This is a genomic window from Streptomyces sp. NPDC057694 (assembly GCF_042799415.1).
Taxonomy (GTDB): domain Bacteria; phylum Actinomycetota; class Actinomycetes; order Streptomycetales; family Streptomycetaceae; genus Streptomyces.
Genome location: NZ_JBHVIX010000002.1, coordinates 474,125 through 489,790, shown reverse-complemented (window position 1 = coordinate 489,790; position 15,666 = coordinate 474,125). Strand labels below are relative to the sequence as shown.

The following is a 15,666-nucleotide window of genomic DNA, read 5'->3' as shown; positions in this document are numbered from 1 at the left end:
CTGTACGTCGATCAGAGGGCCCCGGCCGGAGGCGCGGACCGCCCTGGCCGGCCGGCGCCGGGCTGCCTAGGCCTCGGCGTCCCCGTCGGCCGATCGCAGCACACCGGACAACTGGGCCCGCGCCGTCACACCGAGCCGAGGGAAGATCCGGTAGAGGTAGGCGCCGATGGTCCTCGGGGAGAGGCCGAGTTCCTGGCCGATCTGGCGGTTGGACAGGCCCCGTCCCGCGAGCCGGGCGATCCGCAGTTCCTGCGCGCTGAGCAGCCCGGCCGCCGGGGCCGGGCGCGAGGAGGCCGCGGCGAAGGAGTCCGTCCGCTGCCCCGAAGCCCGTAGCTCCTCGGTGATCCGCGAGACGCGGGCCTCGGCACCCATCATGGCGAAGGTGGCCGCCGCCTGACGCAGCGTCACCCGTGAATCGGTGAACTCGTGCCGGCGGCGCAGCCACCGCCCGTGGGCCAGCCGCAACGACGCCTCCAGGAACGGCCGATGCGCCAGATCCATGTGGAAGGCCCGCTCGTACAGGGTCGATGCCTCGTCGTCGGCCGCCAGGATCGCCTGGCCCACGGCCAGCTCGACCGCGACGAGGGGGGCCCGCTCCGGCCCCAGGTCCTGTTCCAGCGTCAGCAGCCGGGTGCGCGCCGCCCCGGGCTCGTTCACGGCGGCGGCCGCCTCCGCGAACACCACGAGGGCGAACAGTGCGGGAGTGCAGCGTGCGGGGTCGGCGAGAAGACGCGAGAGAGCGGCGTGACCGGCGGCCACGTCCCCGCTCTCGACCTGCGCCCACCCGGTGCCGACGGCGACGATCTCGTCCAGCGCGCTCACCGACACCCGCCCCGCAGCGAGGGCCGCGGTGTCGGCCGGCTCCGGCACCGTGCCCGTACGCAGCGCACACGTGAGGCGTTCGAGGATCTCCGCCGCGGCCCTGTCGGCGCCGAGCGCGCGCTCATCGGCCTCCTCACGGGAGCGGCGGAACGCCGTCTCGGCCTGGCCCCAGTCACCCGTGACCAGGTGCGCGAGCCCCTGCCGGAGTACAGCGGAAGGAAGCCGGTCGGGCAGGTCGTGGAACAGGCAGAGCCGCTCCGCCTGCCGGTGCAGCTCCAGCGATTCGAGCGGTGCGCCGGCCCGCAGCGCTGCCTCGCCCAGCCGTTCGAGATCCGTGATGGCAACGATGTCAGGACCACGGTCCGCCAGCCGCGCGAGGACCGTGGCCGCTCGGCGGACCGGCGCCGCGCTCGCCATCGCGTGCAGCAGCCGCGGATCGCGGGCGACGTCCGACGGCAGGGCGTCGAGATAGGCGAGGAGGGCGTCCGCCCGCTCCCGGTCGTCGGTGACCAGGGGCGCGACGAGGTGGGCGAGTTCCAGGGCGCTGTCCACCTCGGCCGCCCCCACCGGCCGAGGCCAGCGGGCCGGGTCCGCCGGCCGGGCGGAACCGTCGCCGTCGAACTGCGTCAGGGTCTCGGCGTACAGGGAGCCGAGCGGCCCGAGCGGATGGCAGAGCGCGCGGCGCGCGAGCGACCGTGCCGTGCGCGCCCACCCGGCGCCGTGGGCGAGTTGGGCGGCCCGCAGCAGACAGCGCCCCTGGTCCCGCGGCGCGCTGTACAGACCGGCCGCCCGCCGCAGCAGGCTCAGGGCCATGGCGGGTTCGTTCTGCCGCAGGGCCGAGCGGTGGACGTCCTCCAGCCGGGCGGCGAGCTGCGGGTCGGGGCCCTGCACCGACTGGGACAGATGCCACAGCTGCCGCACGGAGTCGCGGGTGAGTTCCGCGGCGAGCGCGGCGTGCGCGCGACGGCAGTGGCGCCCGCCGGTGCCGTGCGCCACGGCACCGGCCACGGCGGGATGGCTGAAGTCCATGCGCATGCCGTCGAAGACGACGAGCCTTTGGCGCTCGGCGGGCTCCACGGCGGAGAAGTCGAGCGCTCCTCGGCCGCGCATCCGGGACGTCGCCGAGAGCAGCAGCGCAATGTCCGCCGTCGGATGCAGCGCCGCCACCAGAAGCAGATCACGCGTGGCCGCCGGGAGCCGCGCGGCGCCGGGTGCCAGGGCGGACGCCAACCGGTCGGAGGAGGCGGGCAGATGAGGGAGGGGGTCGTCGGTGTGGGCGGGCAGTTCCAGGAGCGCGAGAGGGTTCCCGGCCGCCCGCGCCATCAGGTCGCGCACGGCCTGCGGATCGTGACCGGGGCGCCGCGCGGCCAGCAGTGCGGCGGCCTCGGCCGGAGTCATCGGGCCGAGGGACAGGACCGGGAGCCCTGCCGGCGACAGGGGAGGCGCGGGATGCGTGCGGGACGTCATCAGCAGGCCCAGCGGATGCCCGTCGGTGCGGCGGGCGACGAACGTGAGCACATCGGCGCTGGGCGGGTCCAGCGCGTCCCAGTCGTCGACCGCGACCAGCAGCGGACGTACGGCGCTGACCGACTCCAGGACCTTGAGCACGGTGAACGGCAACCGGTCCCGGTCCCGCCGACCGGGCGCCCCGTCGACGAGCAGCGTTTCCAGAGCCCGCAGCTGCCCGCTGCCCGACGCCAGGTGCGCGTCCCCGAGAAGGGGCCAGAGCATCTGCAGCAGGCCCGACAGGTCGGAGGGGACACTGCCCCGGACGCCCGAGCAGCGCAGGACGGACATCCCCGCTTCCGTCCCCAGCGCGACGACCGCCTCCAGCAGCTCCGACTTGCCCGATCCGGCGGCGCCGCGCACGACGCGGGCCGCCCCGCTCGCCGACGCGTCCCGCACGAACGTCCGCAGCTGGGCCAGTTCGGCGTCGCGGCCGACGAGCCGGGCCCGCCCCGCCGGAGCGTGGTCCGGTGCGCCGACGGGCTGCGGGGCGCGGCGGCCGGAGTCCGGCCCCGCGGTGGACAAGGTGTCGATCCGGGTGTTCATGGGTGCTCCCTGTTCCAGGACATCGAGCGATCCCTACCGCACCACGGGGAACCCTCTTGTCGTGGTTCCCATCCCACCGGACGACGCCGCGCGACAACAGGCAGTTCGCATGCAGCTTGCCCGGCGCGCCCCTGCCGGGCCGTCCACCCCGCCGCCGGTCAACTGTCGATTCGCTGCTCCTGCGCGGTGAGCTCGGCCGTGAACTGCGCGCCGGCGAGCAGCGCCAGATTGGTCAGCCACAGCCAGATCAGGAAGACCACGGCCCCGGCGAGAGACCCGTAGAGCCTGCTGTACGTGCTCAGCGCGGAGGCGTAGAGGGCGAACCCGGCGGAGACGCAGAGCCACAGGGCGGACGCCAGAATGCCGCCGGGGATGCTGTGGGCGCGGACCCGCGCCGCCACGGGGCCGGTGTGGAAAACGATGACGACCAGCAGGGCGACCACCGCCAGAAGCACCGGCCAGCGCAGAAGACTCCAGGCCCACGCCGCCTCGGTGCCGAGGCCGAGAGTGCGGCCGAGGCTCTCGGCGACGGGCCCGGTCAGCAGCAGCACGAGGGAGCTGAGGACGAGCAGGCCGAGCAGCGCCAGGGCGGTGATCACGATGCGGTGGGCCTTGTGCCAGGGCGAGCGCCGGTCGGCCACCCGGTGCATGCGGTGCAGCGCGCGACGGAACACCGCGAGATAGCTGGACGCGGACCACAGCCCGCTCACCGCACCGGCGACCAGCAGCGTCCACGCCGCCGTGCCGCCCTTGAGGGTCCGGGACAGCACGTCGTGGAGCTGTGTGCCCGACTGCGCCGGCGCGTAGGCGGTGACATGGGCGACGAAGGCCTCCGCCGTGCCCGGACTGATCAGGCTGAAGCCGATGACGGTGACCAGCAGCGAGGGCAGCACGGCGAGGATCGCGTAGTAGGTGAGCGCGGCCGCGTAGTCCGACACGTCGTCGCGCCACATCGATACCGGGGTGCGGCGCAGAGCGGTCCGCCACTCCGCGGGAAAGCGGGCGGCCCGCCATCTCGCGGTGAGCGAGCGTGGACGGCTGGCGGGGGCGTGTGGTTCAGCGGACATGAGGCCTTCGGTGAGAGCGGCTGGTGAACCGGATGTGCATGCGGAAACCGTAAGGGCTGAGCACGGTTTCCGTGTCACTGGCGAGTCCGGTGAGGGCGGGCAGCACGGTGTGGGGAGAGGTGTCCGCCCGAAGACGTACCCGCAGGACGACATCCAGCCGCTGCTTGCGCACGCGCGCGCGGGCGCGACAGTCCGCGACCCCGTCGACGGCCGTCGCCCGGCGCGTGAGGCTGTCCTCCAGCGCCCGGGTCCGCAGGGCGCTGTGCGGCGCGGTCAGTGGCAGCAGCCGGCGGAACCCGCTGCGCAGCTGGCGCACGCTCACGCAGGCGAGGAGCAGTGTCGCGACGATCGACACCGCCATGACGGTCGGCGTCCACCAGCCCTGCTCGCGCAGCGAGGTGAGCCGGTCGGCGGACACGATCGAGGTGTGCGGACCGGGAGCGGGCCACCGGCCCGGCAGACCGGGGGCCCACGGTGCGCTGCCCGCCGACAGCCAGGCGGCTGCCGCGAGCAGCACCGCGCCGGCCAGGGCGAGCGTGAGCCGGTTGAGGATCGTTCGGCTGCGGGGCATCAGGGCCGCTCTCCTTCGACAGATGTGTCCGGCGCCGGGGGACGAGGCGGGCCGGCGGGCTCCCAGGAGTCGTCCGGCCTGACCCTGACCCGCAGCTTCAAGGGACGCCGCAGACCGCACGAGTCCAGCACGCCACGTGCCGCCTCCTGCGCCGAGCCCCGCGCCGTCTCCCGGTCCCCGAAAGCGAGCCGGGCCCGCACCGCGGCGCGCCGACGTCCCACCCGCACACGTACGGGGCCGATCCCCGGCACGTCGCCGACCGCGTCGCGCACCAGGAGCGCGAGCGCCGCACGGTCCACGGCGGCCCGCACCCGCGGATCGGACGAGGACACGGTGAGCAGTCGCCGACGGCCCGGCGCGAGCGCAAAGAAGATCATCAGGACACCGAGCACGGCGAGCAGACCGGCCCCGGCGCGCACGGCCGGATCGGCGGAGCCGTGCCCCGTCAGCCAGTGCAGGGACTCCGTGCGCCACAGCGCTGCGGGACGGTGCGCGAGGTGCACCAGGATCAGGTCGAGCGCCAGAGCGCCGCAGACCGCGGTGCCGGCCAGCGTGAGCAGGCCCGTCGGCAGTCTGCGCGGCGACCACCACCGCAGCGGCGTCCGCTCGGCGGACGGCGGCGCGTCGGCGCCCTGCGCGTTCCACCCGGGTCGCGCGGGCAGGAGAGTGGTGACTCCGACGCGCGGGGTGTCGACGCGCAGGCCCGTCAACTCCCCGGTGCGGGCCGAGACATGGGACTGCATGTGGCGGACCGCTTCGGACAGCGACGCCTGACAGGGCAGAGCGACATCGAGTGCGACGTCCGCGCGTCGACCGCGTACGGTCGCCGAACCCTTCGCGGTGCCCTTGACCGGCCGGGCCCCGGCCGGTGCGGCCTCGACGGCGGCCCGCTCGGCGATCTTGCGGACCGCCCGCTCGGACACGACCGTCGTGCCCCGCTGAGCGGCCGCGGTCATCGACGGCTCCGCTCATAGACGTCACGCAGGTCCTGGAGGCGGCCGCCGCCGTCGGCCCAGTGGCCCGCCGCGGCGCCCAGACCGCCGAGGGCGGCCACGAGCAGGAACGCCCCGAAGCCTCCGAAATATCCCGCGAAGGCCAGCGCCATGCCGACGGCCATCCCGACGAACGCCCTGCTCCCTGCCACTTTCATCCCCTCTCGCCCGGCGCTCTCACGCGCCGGTCACCGGTCCGCCGACTGCTGTGCACCGCGGACCGCTCACTCCACGCGGGAATCCACGCCCGGGGCCTCGGAGTCGTCCTCGGGCAGGTGTACGTCGTTGATCGTCACGTTCACCTCGACGACCTCGAGGCCGGTGACGCGCTCCACCGCGGAGATGACGTTCTCCCGCACATCGCGCGCCACGTCCGTGATCGGAACGCCGTACTCCACCACGAGGTCCAGGTCGATGGCCGTCTGCCGCTCGCCGACCTCGACCTTCACGCCGCGGCCCACGTTCGGACGGCCGCCCGGCACCCGGTCGCGCACCGCGCCGATGGTGCGCGACAGGCCACCGCCCATGTCGTGCACACCGGGGATCTCCCGCGCCGCGATGCCCGCGACCTTCACCACGACGACGTCCGCGATGGAGGTCCTGCCGCGGTCCGCGGCGGGCTGGTCGGCTCCGGTGGCGCCACCGGAGACCGCCGTCGTGCGCACCGACGGCTGCCCCGTACGCACCGCCGGGACGTCCTTGGCGGTCGGCGCGGTCTGCGTGCTCGTGCTCATGGTGGGGCCTTCTTCCTGTAGCGGGTCACTGGCTGTTCCGATGTGCTTGCTCCGATAGACCCGCCCCGGACGCATCTGTGACGCGGCAGAACGAAGAATCTTTCTCCGCCCGGCCCGGTGGAACCGGTGACCGGCGTCGGACTGCCCGAAAGTGCTGCGTAACGAAACGCCGCCGAGGGTGTCCAACCCTTCAGGACGACACGAGAGGAGCCGCCCAGTGGCGGGGGCCCGCATCGAAACCGCACCGCCGGACGGCAGGGGCGCGAGAGACGACACCCTGTTGGTGGTCCGTGCCGCGGAAGGGGACGAGGACGCCTTCGCGGCTCTGGTGCAACGCCATGCCCCGGCGCTGATCCGGCTCGCCACGCGGCTGCTCGGCACCCGCACGGAGGCCGAGGACGCCGTGCAGGACGCGCTCATCAGCGCCTGGCGGCGGCTGCCCGAATTCCAGGGCCAGGCATCCTTCGGCACCTGGACGTACCGCATCGTCACCAATCGCTGCCTGAACATCCTGCGTGGCCGTCGGCCCGCCGCGCCCCTGGAGTCGGCGGGGGAGGTGGCCGCACCCGAGTACGAGGTGTCACCGGCCCGGATCGCCGAGGGGCGCGGCGCGGTGCGTGAGCTGAGCCGGGCTCTCGACCAGTTGTCGGCCGAACAGCGCGCCTGCTGGGTGTTGCGCGAACTGGACGGCCGGTCCTACGAATTCATCGCGGACGCGGTCGGGATCAGCCAGGAGGCTGTCCGCGCCCGCGTCTTCCGAGCACGACGCTGTCTGACACAAGCGCTGGGGGCCTGGCGATGACCGCTCACACAGAACCGCCCAACCCGCACGACGACCTGGCCGACGACGAGCGGCTCGCCTGCGGCAGGCCGCTGTCCCTTGTCTGGGAGTTGTGGGAGGAGCAGTCCGACGATCCCCATCTGCGCACCTGCCCCCACTGCCGGGACGCCGCGGGCGACCTCGACCGGCTGGAGAGCGCGGTACGGGACCTGCGCGAGGAGTCCGTGGACGACGCCGGGTACGACGCGTCGACGCTGACCCGGCGCGTCATGGACGTCGTCCGCCTCGAACTGCGCCCCGGCCGTCCGCTGCCGCTCGGCGAGCCGGACGAAGATCTGTGGATCATGGAGGCGGTGGCCGCCAGGACCCTGCGGGCGGCTGCCGAGACGGTGTCCGGCGTCCAGGCCGGCTCCTGCCGACTGCGGCCCGCCGACGGCGCGGGCGCCGACCGTGTCGAGGTCCGGCTGGAGATCCACGCACCGGCCGACGCCCACCTGCCGGACCTCGCCGAGGAGGTCCGCACCCGGGTGCGGGACTCGGCGGACAGCCACCTGGGCATGGAGATCGCGTCGGTGGACATCCGTATCACCGACCTCACCGACAGCAGCGGTCGCACCGACAGCCAGGAAGGCGGCACCCGATGACCCAGAACACCGTGCCCGGCACCCTCTCCGAGGACATCGCCCGGGCCGTCGCGGGACTGCCCGATGTCGCCTTCCTCAAGCCCGACCTCGCGGGCCGGCTGCGTTCGGCGCTGTCCCGCGCGGAGCCGGCTGCCGCGGCTTCGTCGGCCGGCGTACGGCTGACCGGGCCCGCCAACGGCACCGGGTCCTGGCACGTCGAGATCCAGCTCGTCGCGCGCGGACGGGCCCGCACCGTGGATGTCGCCCGCGCCGCCCGCCGCGCGGCCGAGGAGCACCTCGCGGCGGCGCTCCCGGAACAGACGGCCAAGGCGCGCGTCACCGTGACGGTGACGGGGCTGGTCTGACTGCGGGGGTGTGCCGTCGCCCGGTCCGGGCGACGGCCGGGGCGGATGCGGAGGGAACGCGCGATCCGCGCCTGTCCCTCCGCACCCGCTCACTCCACGATCCTGCTCACCTCGGGCGAAGTGTCACGCGAAATAGTGCACGGTCCCGTGCAGCGCCGGTTCCGCGCCCTCGCAGTGCTGGACGAAGGTCGCCGCGAACGCCGTCACCTCACCGGTGGCGTCGTCCGTGACCAGCCGGGTCAGCTTGAACTCCCCGGTCAGCGTGTTGCACCCGCGCGACCGGCCGTCGACGTCCAGGGCCGCCACGCCCTGCCCCCTGAACCGTTCGGCCCGGTAGACCTTGCCGACGACGAACTTCTCGCCGTCCGGCGGCTCGAGCCGCACGGACCAATTGGCCCGCTTCCCGGAGGCGGTGTACTCGATCGTCTCGTCCGTCCCGCGCACACCGAACGTGCTCGTGGCGCCCGTGTACGAGCCCGTGGTGCCGTTGCCGACGTAGTCACCGGGATCACTGGTGTACCCGTACGAGAGGGGCTGCGCCCGGTACTTGACCCGGCCCTTGAGCGCCGGCGCGTCCGCGGTCTCGCAGTGCTGGGTGAAGGTGGCGTCCAGCAGGGTCACCTGGCCGTCCGCGTCGTGGGCGACCTGGTGCACCGTGAAATCGCCGTACACCTCGTTGCAGCCGCGCCCGTCACCGCTGACCGAGAGACCCGGCGAGCGTCCGGTGCGGAAGGCCGTGCGTTCGGCGTCGCGGTACACCCCGGGCGTCAGCAACTCGCCCTGGGCACCCGCGAACTCGATCATCCAGTCGACGTCACCGTCGGAGACGAAGATCCGGACGAGGCCCGGATCGCCCTCGACCGGGTTGGAGGCGGAGATGCCGTCCTGAGGGGCGGTGAACGAAGCGCTGCGGCCCTCCGGGGTCAGCCCACCAGGTCGGGTGCGCGCAGCATCTCCGGCGGAATGCCCCACGCGTCGACGAGATCGACGGCGAGCGGCCGCACCTTGCGGCAGAGGTCGTTGATCTCACGGCTGATCGTCTTGGAGCGCTGGACGGTCAGCCGGCCGTGCTCCATGAACCAGGCGCGGTCGGCCTCGATCGTGGACAGGGCGAACAGGTCGCACAGCAGCCCGAGCGCCACCTTGTTGTCGTCGTCGGGCAGCGTGCGCAGCCGGTCCACGAACGCCTCCAGGACCAGTCGCTCGACGTGGGCGCGGGCGACCGCGATGACGTGGTCCTGGACATGGGAGAAGACGGCCCCGGCCTCGAGCTTCTGGTCCATCCCGCGCTTGAGGCGACGGGCGAGCCCGGCGAGCATGTGCTCCTCACGGAAGCGGACCATGGCGAGCTGGTACTCCGAGTCGAGCAGACCGGCCTCCTGATCCCACGCGTCACCGCCGGGCAGCAGATCGCGGACCCGCTCCAGGAGCTTGTGCACCGAGGTCTTCTCGATGACCGTCTCGACGGCCTGCCCGGTGACGAACCGCACCATGCCCAGCTGGTCCATGTCCTCGAACTCGTGCGCGTAGTTGGTGAGGAGGCCCTTGGCCACGAGCTGCAGGAGTACGTGGTTGTCGCCCTCGAACGTGGTGAAGACGTCACTGTCGGCCTTGAGCGCGGCGAACCGGTTGACGGCGAGATAACCGGCGCCGCCGCACGCCTCGCGGCACTCCTGGATCGTCCGCGTGGCGTGCCAGGTGCCGAGCGCCTTGGTCCCGGCGGCCCGCGACTCCAGCTCGCGCCGCGCCTGCTCGTCGTCCGTGCGTCCCGAGAAGACCTCGTGGAGCTGGGTACGGACCACGTCCTGGGCGAAGTGCAGGGCGTAGGTGCGGGCGATGAGCGGCAGCAGGCGGCGCTGATGCATCCCGTAGTCGAGGAGCAGTTGCTCCTCGGTGTCCGGGGCCGTGTCGAACTGACGGCGGCGCACGGCGTACTTCGTGGCGATCGCCAGCGCCACCTTGGCGGCGTTGATGGCGCCGCCGCCGACACTGACCCGGCCCTGGACCAGCGTGCCGAGCATGGTGAAGAAGCGGCGGCCGGGGTTCTCGATGGGGCTCTCGTAGACGCCCTCGGGCGTGACGTCGGCGAACCGGTTGAGCAGCGCCTCCCGCGGCACCCGCACACCGTCGAAGCTGATCCGGCCGTTGTCGACGCCGTTGAGGCCCATCTTGCGGCCGTCGTCCTCGATCCGGACGCCCGGCGCGGGCCTGCCGCCGGTCCGGACCGTTACGACGAAGGCGTGCACGCCCTCGGCACGGTCGCCCACCTGGAGCTGGGCGAAGACGACGGCCAGTTCGGCGTGCCGGGCGGCGTTGCCGATGTAGTCCTTGCGGGCGGCCTCGCCCTGCGTGGTGATGACGAACTCCTGGCTGTCCGCGTCGTACGTCGCCACCGTGCCGAGCGCCTGGACGTTCGAGCCGTGCCCGGTCTCGGTCATCGCGAAGCAGCCCATCAGCCTGCCGGTGATCAGATCCGGCAGGTAGGCCCGATGGTGGCGCTCGGTTCCGAGGTGCAGGATCGCGCCCCCGAACAGACCGAACTGCACACCCACCTTCACCAGCAGCGACAGATCGCCGAAGGCGAGCGTCTCGAACGCGGCGATCGACGCGCCGATGTCGCCGCCGCCCCCGTACTCCTTCGGGAAGCCCATCCCCGTCTGACCCGTCGCCGCCAGCGCGACGGCGAGCTCGCGCACCCGCTCGCGGAACTCGTCGATGCCGAATTCCTCCGCCTCTTCGAGAACGGACGCGTGCTTCACGAGGTTCGTCCGGACCAGCTCGCGGATCTCGGCGTACTCGCCGTCGAGCACCCGGGTGAGGGCCCGTACGTCGATGTCGGGCCGGATATAGCCGCCGGAAGACGTGGAGGTGTCAGTGATCATGGACCCCTGGTACCCCGTACGGGCGGGACACAAGCGAAGGACGTCCGCGCGGGGACTGAGGCAGGTATCACGGCGGCACCCGGCAAACACGGGGGCGCCGCCATGTCATCATGCAATGACATCGATTGATGACAAGAATGGGAAGCCCTCCTTGCAGCCCTCCATACCGGCGTCCGTCCCCACCCCCGACGCCGCGGCGCCCGCGCTCCGCCACCCGCGGGCCCTGGTGCCCGTCCTCGTCTCGCTCGGCATGCTCGTGGCCGTCGTCAGCAGCCTCGGCGCCCCGCTCATCCCGACCATCGCGGCAGAGGACCACGTCTCCGTCTCCACCGCGCAGTGGGCGCTCACGGTGACGATGCTCGTCGGCGCCGTGGCGACGCCGGTGATGGGACGCCTCGGTGACGGCCCGCACCGCAAGCGGGTCATCCTCGGAGGGCTCGGCTTCGTTCTCGTCGGCAGCGTCCTCGCCGCCCTCCCCGCCGGGTTCGCCTGCCTGTTGGTGGGCCGGGCCCTCCAGGGCGTCGGCATGGGCCTCGTCCCGCTCGCCATCGCCACGGCCCGTGACGCGCTGCCCGACACCCGGGCGCGCTCCGCCGTGGCGACACTCTCCCTGACCACCGCCGCGGGCATCGGGCTCGGCTACCCGATCACCGGCATGTTCGCCGAGTACCTCGGCATGTACGCGGGATTCTGGTTCGCGGCCGGCACCGCCGCCGCGGCCCTGACCGCCGCCCTGATCGTCGTACCCCGCGCCCCGCACCGTCCCAGCGTTCCGATGGACTACCCCGGCGCGCTGCTCCTCACCGGCGGCATGGCGGCCCTGCTGCTGACGCTCGCCGAAGGGGAGCACTGGGGCTGGACCTCGGCGCGGCTGCTGGCGATGGCCGCCGCGGCCGTCGTCCTGCTGGCCGGCTGGGTCGCCCACTCGCTGCGCAGCACCCACCCCCTGGTGCGGGTCCGCCTCGTCAAGGACCGCGGCGTCCTCGTCGCCAACCTGACCACGATGGTCGGCGGCGTCGGCACGTACCTCCTCATCGCCCTGGTCACCCGCTACGTGCAGACCCCGACCTCCGCCGGATACGGCTTCTCCGCCTCCATCGTCGTCACCGGGCTGCTCCTCGTGCCGTTCTCCGCCGCGAGCCTCCTGACCGGACGGCTCGTACGCATGCTGGGCAGCGCCGCCACCCCCGGCCGCATGCTCCCGCTGGGCTGCCTGCTCTCGCTGGGCTCCCTGGTCTGCTTCCTGCTCGCCCGCTCCAGCCTGTGGGGCATCGGCACGATGATGGCGCTCGCCGGACTCGGCGTCGGCGTCACCTTCGCGGTCACCCCCGGCCTGATCGTCGCCGGAGTACCCGCGCGGGAAACGGGCAGCGCGATGAGTTTCAATCAGGTCGTGAAGTACATCGGATACTCGACGGGCAGCGCGCTCAGCGCCGTCATCCTGCAGTCCGCCACCGCCCCGGGCGCGAGCCTGCCGGGCAACGACGGCTACCGCACCGCGGGCCTCGTCGGCTGCGCCGCCTTCGCGATCACCGGGATCATCGCCGTGGCGCTCACCAGGGGCGGCGCCCGCCCGCGCCCGTCCGTCGTCGCGGCGGTCCAGCCGGCCCCCGCCGTGGCGGCCGATCCGGCGCCGGCCGCACCGAGCCGCTCGTGAGCACGCCGGAGACGGGACTGCGCCGCAACTCGGCCCGCAGCCGCGAAGCCCTTCTGGCGGCGGCCACCACCCTGTTCTCCGAGCGGGGCTACGACCGGACGACCATCCGCGAGATCGGCGAGCGGGCCGGCGTCGACCCGTCGCTGATCGCCCGCTACTTCGGCAGCAAACCGCTGCTGTACGTCGAGGTGCTGCGGGCCGAGCACGGCGACGACCGCCCGGACGACCTGCTCACCGAACCCCGCCTGCGCGAGGTGGCCCGGCGCGCGCAGCGACGTGGGCCGGTGCCGCTGCTGCGGGTCGCCGTCGAGCCGTTGAGCGACAGGGCCGCGCAGGACGCCACCAGGGCGGCCTTGCAGGACCGTCTGGTGGAGCCGCTGCGGGCCCGTTTCGCCCGGGAGGGCATCGACCGGCCGGGACTGCGCGCCGACGTACTGGTGGCGGCGGTCGCCGGGGTGCTGCTCGCCCGGCACTCCGGAGCCTTCGACGATCTGGCCGAGGCCGAGGTGGACGACGTGGTGGACATCCTGCTGGAGACCCTCGACGCGGGCGGACCGTCCGGCACGCGGTGACTCCGCGCGGCCGGGGGGAGGGGCGTCCGGCCGCACGGCGCGGGTGATAGAGATGGGCCAGCCGTGATCTTCACCGGAAGGACCTGTGTTGACCCCCGACGCCGCCCCCGTGCTCACCGCTGTCGACGGGCACGCCGCCCGCATCACCCTCAACCGGCCGAGGGCGCTGAACTCGCTGACGCGCCCCATGCTCGACGGCGTGGCCGACGCGCTCGACGCCTGGGAGCACGACCCCGCCGTCCGGACCGTCGTGCTCGACGGAGCGGGAGAGCGCGGCCTGTGCGCGGGCGCCGACATCCGTCTCTTCCACGACGCCGCGCGCAGCGGCGACCACACCGCCGCCGAGGCGTTCCTGCGCGCCGAGTACCGCCTCGACTCCCGTATCGCGCACTACCCGAAGCCGTACGTCGCGCTCATGGACGGCATCGTCATGGGCGGCGGCGTCGGCCTGTCCGCGCACGGCTCCGTCCGCGTGGTCACCGAACGGTCGAGGGTCGCGATGCCCGAGGTCTCCATCGGCCTGGTCCCCGATGTCGGCGGCACGTTCCTGCTGTCCCGCGCGCCGGGCCACCTGGGCACCCACCTCGCTCTGACGGGCCTGTCGGCCGGGCCCGCCGACGCGGTGCTGTGCGGCCTGGCCGACCACTTCGTCCCGGCGGCCGCGCTGCCGGACCTCGTGGCCGATCTGGCCCGTGAACCCGCGCACGACGCGGTCGCGCGCCACGCCCGCCCGGTCCCCGAGGGCGTGCTCGCGGGGGAGCGGGCATGGATCGACGCCTGCTACGACGCCGACACGGTCGAGGAGATCGTCGACCGGCTCTTCTCCTGCGGGGAACCCGCGGCCAAGGATGCCGCGGAGACGCTGCTGGCCAAGTCCCCCTCGGCCGTCAAGGCGACGCTGGAGTCCCTGCGCCGGGCCGCCCGCCTCGACTCCCTGGAAGCGGCCCTCGACCAGGAGTTCCGGGTGACGTGCGCGGCACTCGACACGCACGACCTGCCCGAGGGCATCCGGGCCCAGATCATCGACAAGGACCGCGATCCGCACTGGGACCCGGCGACCCTCGCCGAGGTCGACGCCGCCCGGGTGGAACGCTACTTCGCGCCCCGGGGCGAGCGGGAACTCGGTCTCGCCTGAGCGGCGCCGGGACTCAGGCCCGGTCGGCGAGCCGCCGGTGCAGGGCCTTCACCGCGGGCACCAGGGCGTCGACGGGCCCCTCGACCTGCACCGACGGGGCGATCTCCTGCACGGAGAGCGCGCGGACCGGCGGCAGGGGGCGCCCCCACTCGGACAGCCACTCGGTCAGTTGGGCCGAGGAGGCGACGTACACGATCCGGCCGAGACCGACCCAGGCGTGCGCGGCCGAACACATGGGGCAGTGCTCGCCCGAGGTGTACACGGTGGCGTCCTGCCGCTCCCGCGGGGTCAGGTTCGTGGCCGCCCAGCGGGCCAGCTCGAACTCCGGATGCCGGGTGGAGTCGCCGTCGGCGATTCGGTTGCGGTCCTGCGCGCGGACCGTACCGGCGCCGTCCACCAGGACCGATCCGAAGGGCTCGTCACCCGCCTCCAGGGCCTCGGTGGCCAGCTCCACGCAGCGGCGCAGGTGGGTCAGTTCACGCTCGTGCATCGCAGCCTCTTTCTTGCCGGTGTCGGGAGGCGGGGGAACCGCCCATGCTGGCACGGCCGCGACCGCGGACACGGCGCCCCGCGACCGGGGCGCCGCGCGGATCGTCAGGAGACGCGGGCCACGCCGACGTAGAAGCCGCTCAGCTCCGGGGTGGGCGCGGGCGTGTCCTTGTACCAGTAGGTGGCCGTGACCAGACCGGGATCCACCAGGTCGAGCCCCTCGAAGAACGGCTCCACCTCGGCCTTCGTCCGCATCCGCAGCGGGATCTCGCCCTTCTTGTACGTGGACTGCACCGACTTGACGAGGTGCGGGTGCTCATCGGTCGTCCCGTGGGAGAGCACGAGATAACTGCCCGACGGCAGCGCGTCGACGAGGGTCCGCGCGAGGCTGTAAGGGTCCTCCTCGTCGGTGATGAAGTGCATCAGCGCGATCATCGACAGCGCGATGGGGCGGCTGAAGTCCAGGAACGTCCGCGCGTGGTCGAGGATCGCCTCGGGCCGGCGGACGTCCGCCTCGATGTAGTCGGTCGCCCCCTCGGGGCTGCTGACCAGCAGTGCCTCGGCGTGCCGCAGCACGATCGGGTCGTTGTCGACGTAGGCCACGCGGGCCGACGGCACGATGCCCTGCACGATCTGGTGCAGGTTGGGCTTGGTCGGGATGCCCGTGCCGACGTCGAGGTACTGGTCGACGCCGGCCCCTGCCAGCCAGGCGGCGGCACGGTGCATGAAGGCCCGGTTCCGCATGGCGTTCTCCCGCGCCTGCGGCGGCAGCTTCTGTGCCACTTCCTGATCGACGGGGTAGTTGTCCTTCCCGCCCAGCAGCCAGTCGTAGACGCGCGCCGGGTGAGGTCTGCTCGTGTCGATACGGCTCGGGGAGGAATGTGCCGTCATGCCTGGCTCCAGCGTGGATCGGATCGCGGACCG

At 73.2% G+C, this 15,666-nt stretch carries 16 protein-coding genes; 6 read left to right on the top strand and 10 right to left on the bottom strand.

Going from position 1 to position 15,666, the window contains the following annotated elements; genetic code table 11:
• Window positions 1–66 precede the first annotated feature (66 nt).
• The 6 genes from ACFVDP_RS09185 to ACFVDP_RS09160 all read right to left on the bottom strand — a co-directional run bounded on the left by ACFVDP_RS09185 (window position 67) and on the right by ACFVDP_RS09160 (window position 6,238).
• The gene (locus ACFVDP_RS09185; protein ID WP_383485701.1) at window positions 67–2,874 is read right to left on the bottom strand and encodes an AAA family ATPase; all 2,808 of its coding nucleotides are present in this window, start codon (window positions 2,872–2,874) and stop codon (window positions 67–69) included.
• Between the two features lie 158 nt (window positions 2,875–3,032).
• The gene (locus ACFVDP_RS09180; RefSeq protein ID WP_383485698.1) at window positions 3,033–3,941 is read right to left on the bottom strand and encodes a YihY/virulence factor BrkB family protein; all 909 of its coding nucleotides are present in this window, start codon (window positions 3,939–3,941) and stop codon (window positions 3,033–3,035) included.
• On the bottom strand, window positions 3,931–4,512 hold the full coding sequence (locus ACFVDP_RS09175) for a hypothetical protein (RefSeq protein WP_383485695.1): 582 nt from the start codon (window positions 4,510–4,512) through the stop codon (window positions 3,931–3,933). The genes ACFVDP_RS09180 and ACFVDP_RS09175 overlap by 11 nt, the downstream gene beginning before the upstream one ends.
• Window positions 4,512–5,468, bottom strand: a complete 957-nt coding sequence (locus tag ACFVDP_RS09170; RefSeq protein ID WP_383485692.1) for a DUF6286 domain-containing protein — start codon at window positions 5,466–5,468, stop codon at window positions 4,512–4,514. Before ACFVDP_RS09170 ends, ACFVDP_RS09175 begins: the two co-directional genes overlap by 1 nt.
• Window positions 5,465–5,656 (bottom strand): hypothetical protein, encoded by a 192-nt coding sequence (locus ACFVDP_RS09165; RefSeq protein ID WP_383486076.1) that lies wholly within the window; start codon window positions 5,654–5,656, stop codon window positions 5,465–5,467. The genes ACFVDP_RS09170 and ACFVDP_RS09165 overlap by 4 nt, the downstream gene beginning before the upstream one ends.
• A gap of 72 nt (window positions 5,657–5,728) precedes the next feature.
• On the bottom strand, window positions 5,729–6,238 hold the full coding sequence (locus tag ACFVDP_RS09160; protein ID WP_383485689.1) for an Asp23/Gls24 family envelope stress response protein: 510 nt from the start codon (window positions 6,236–6,238) through the stop codon (window positions 5,729–5,731).
• 217 nt (window positions 6,239–6,455) lie between these two features.
• Here ACFVDP_RS09160 and ACFVDP_RS09155 point away from each other — a divergent pair, with 217 nt between their 5' ends.
• From ACFVDP_RS09155 to ACFVDP_RS09145, 3 genes are read left to right on the top strand one after another with little or no spacing between them, the layout of a single operon-like run.
• On the top strand, window positions 6,456–7,040 hold the full coding sequence (locus ACFVDP_RS09155) for an RNA polymerase sigma factor (protein WP_383485686.1): 585 nt from the start codon (window positions 6,456–6,458) through the stop codon (window positions 7,038–7,040).
• Window positions 7,037–7,663, top strand: coding sequence for an Asp23/Gls24 family envelope stress response protein (locus tag ACFVDP_RS09150; RefSeq protein ID WP_383485684.1), 627 nt, complete (start codon window positions 7,037–7,039; stop codon window positions 7,661–7,663). Before ACFVDP_RS09155 ends, ACFVDP_RS09150 begins: the two co-directional genes overlap by 4 nt.
• Window positions 7,660–8,007, top strand: a complete 348-nt coding sequence (locus ACFVDP_RS09145; protein WP_383485681.1) for a hypothetical protein — start codon at window positions 7,660–7,662, stop codon at window positions 8,005–8,007. The genes ACFVDP_RS09150 and ACFVDP_RS09145 overlap by 4 nt, the downstream gene beginning before the upstream one ends.
• Before the next feature lie 123 nt (window positions 8,008–8,130).
• Here the strand turns inward: ACFVDP_RS09145 and ACFVDP_RS09140 are convergent, their stop codons facing one another.
• Together ACFVDP_RS09140 and ACFVDP_RS09135 are read right to left on the bottom strand one after the other, a co-directional pair.
• Window positions 8,131–8,979: a hypothetical protein gene (locus ACFVDP_RS09140; RefSeq protein WP_383485678.1), complete on the bottom strand. Its 849-nt coding sequence runs from the start codon at window positions 8,977–8,979 to the stop codon at window positions 8,131–8,133.
• Complete coding sequence (locus ACFVDP_RS09135) at window positions 8,931–10,889, bottom strand: acyl-CoA dehydrogenase (protein ID WP_383485675.1); 1,959 nt, start codon at window positions 10,887–10,889, stop codon at window positions 8,931–8,933. Before ACFVDP_RS09135 ends, ACFVDP_RS09140 begins: the two co-directional genes overlap by 49 nt.
• 151 nt (window positions 10,890–11,040) lie before the next feature.
• Here ACFVDP_RS09135 and ACFVDP_RS09130 point away from each other — a divergent pair, with 151 nt between their 5' ends.
• The 3 genes from ACFVDP_RS09130 to ACFVDP_RS09120 all read left to right on the top strand — a co-directional run bounded on the left by ACFVDP_RS09130 (window position 11,041) and on the right by ACFVDP_RS09120 (window position 14,253).
• Window positions 11,041–12,546, top strand: a complete 1,506-nt coding sequence (locus ACFVDP_RS09130; protein WP_383485672.1) for an MFS transporter — start codon at window positions 11,041–11,043, stop codon at window positions 12,544–12,546.
• Window positions 12,543–13,118 (top strand): TetR/AcrR family transcriptional regulator, encoded by a 576-nt coding sequence (locus tag ACFVDP_RS09125; protein ID WP_383485670.1) that lies wholly within the window; start codon window positions 12,543–12,545, stop codon window positions 13,116–13,118. The genes ACFVDP_RS09130 and ACFVDP_RS09125 overlap by 4 nt, the downstream gene beginning before the upstream one ends.
• 88 nt (window positions 13,119–13,206) lie before the next feature.
• Complete coding sequence (locus tag ACFVDP_RS09120; protein WP_383485668.1) at window positions 13,207–14,253, top strand: enoyl-CoA hydratase/isomerase family protein; 1,047 nt, start codon at window positions 13,207–13,209, stop codon at window positions 14,251–14,253.
• A 13-nt stretch (window positions 14,254–14,266) separates the two neighbouring features.
• Here ACFVDP_RS09120 and ACFVDP_RS09115 read toward each other — a convergent pair whose 3' ends face one another.
• Entirely contained in the window at window positions 14,267–14,743 is a 477-nt protein-coding gene (locus tag ACFVDP_RS09115; protein ID WP_383485665.1) for a nucleoside deaminase, read from the bottom strand.
• Between the two features lie 104 nt (window positions 14,744–14,847).
• On the bottom strand, window positions 14,848–15,633 hold the full coding sequence (locus tag ACFVDP_RS09110; RefSeq protein WP_383485662.1) for an SAM-dependent methyltransferase: 786 nt from the start codon (window positions 15,631–15,633) through the stop codon (window positions 14,848–14,850).
• Window positions 15,634–15,666: the final 33 nt, after the last annotated feature.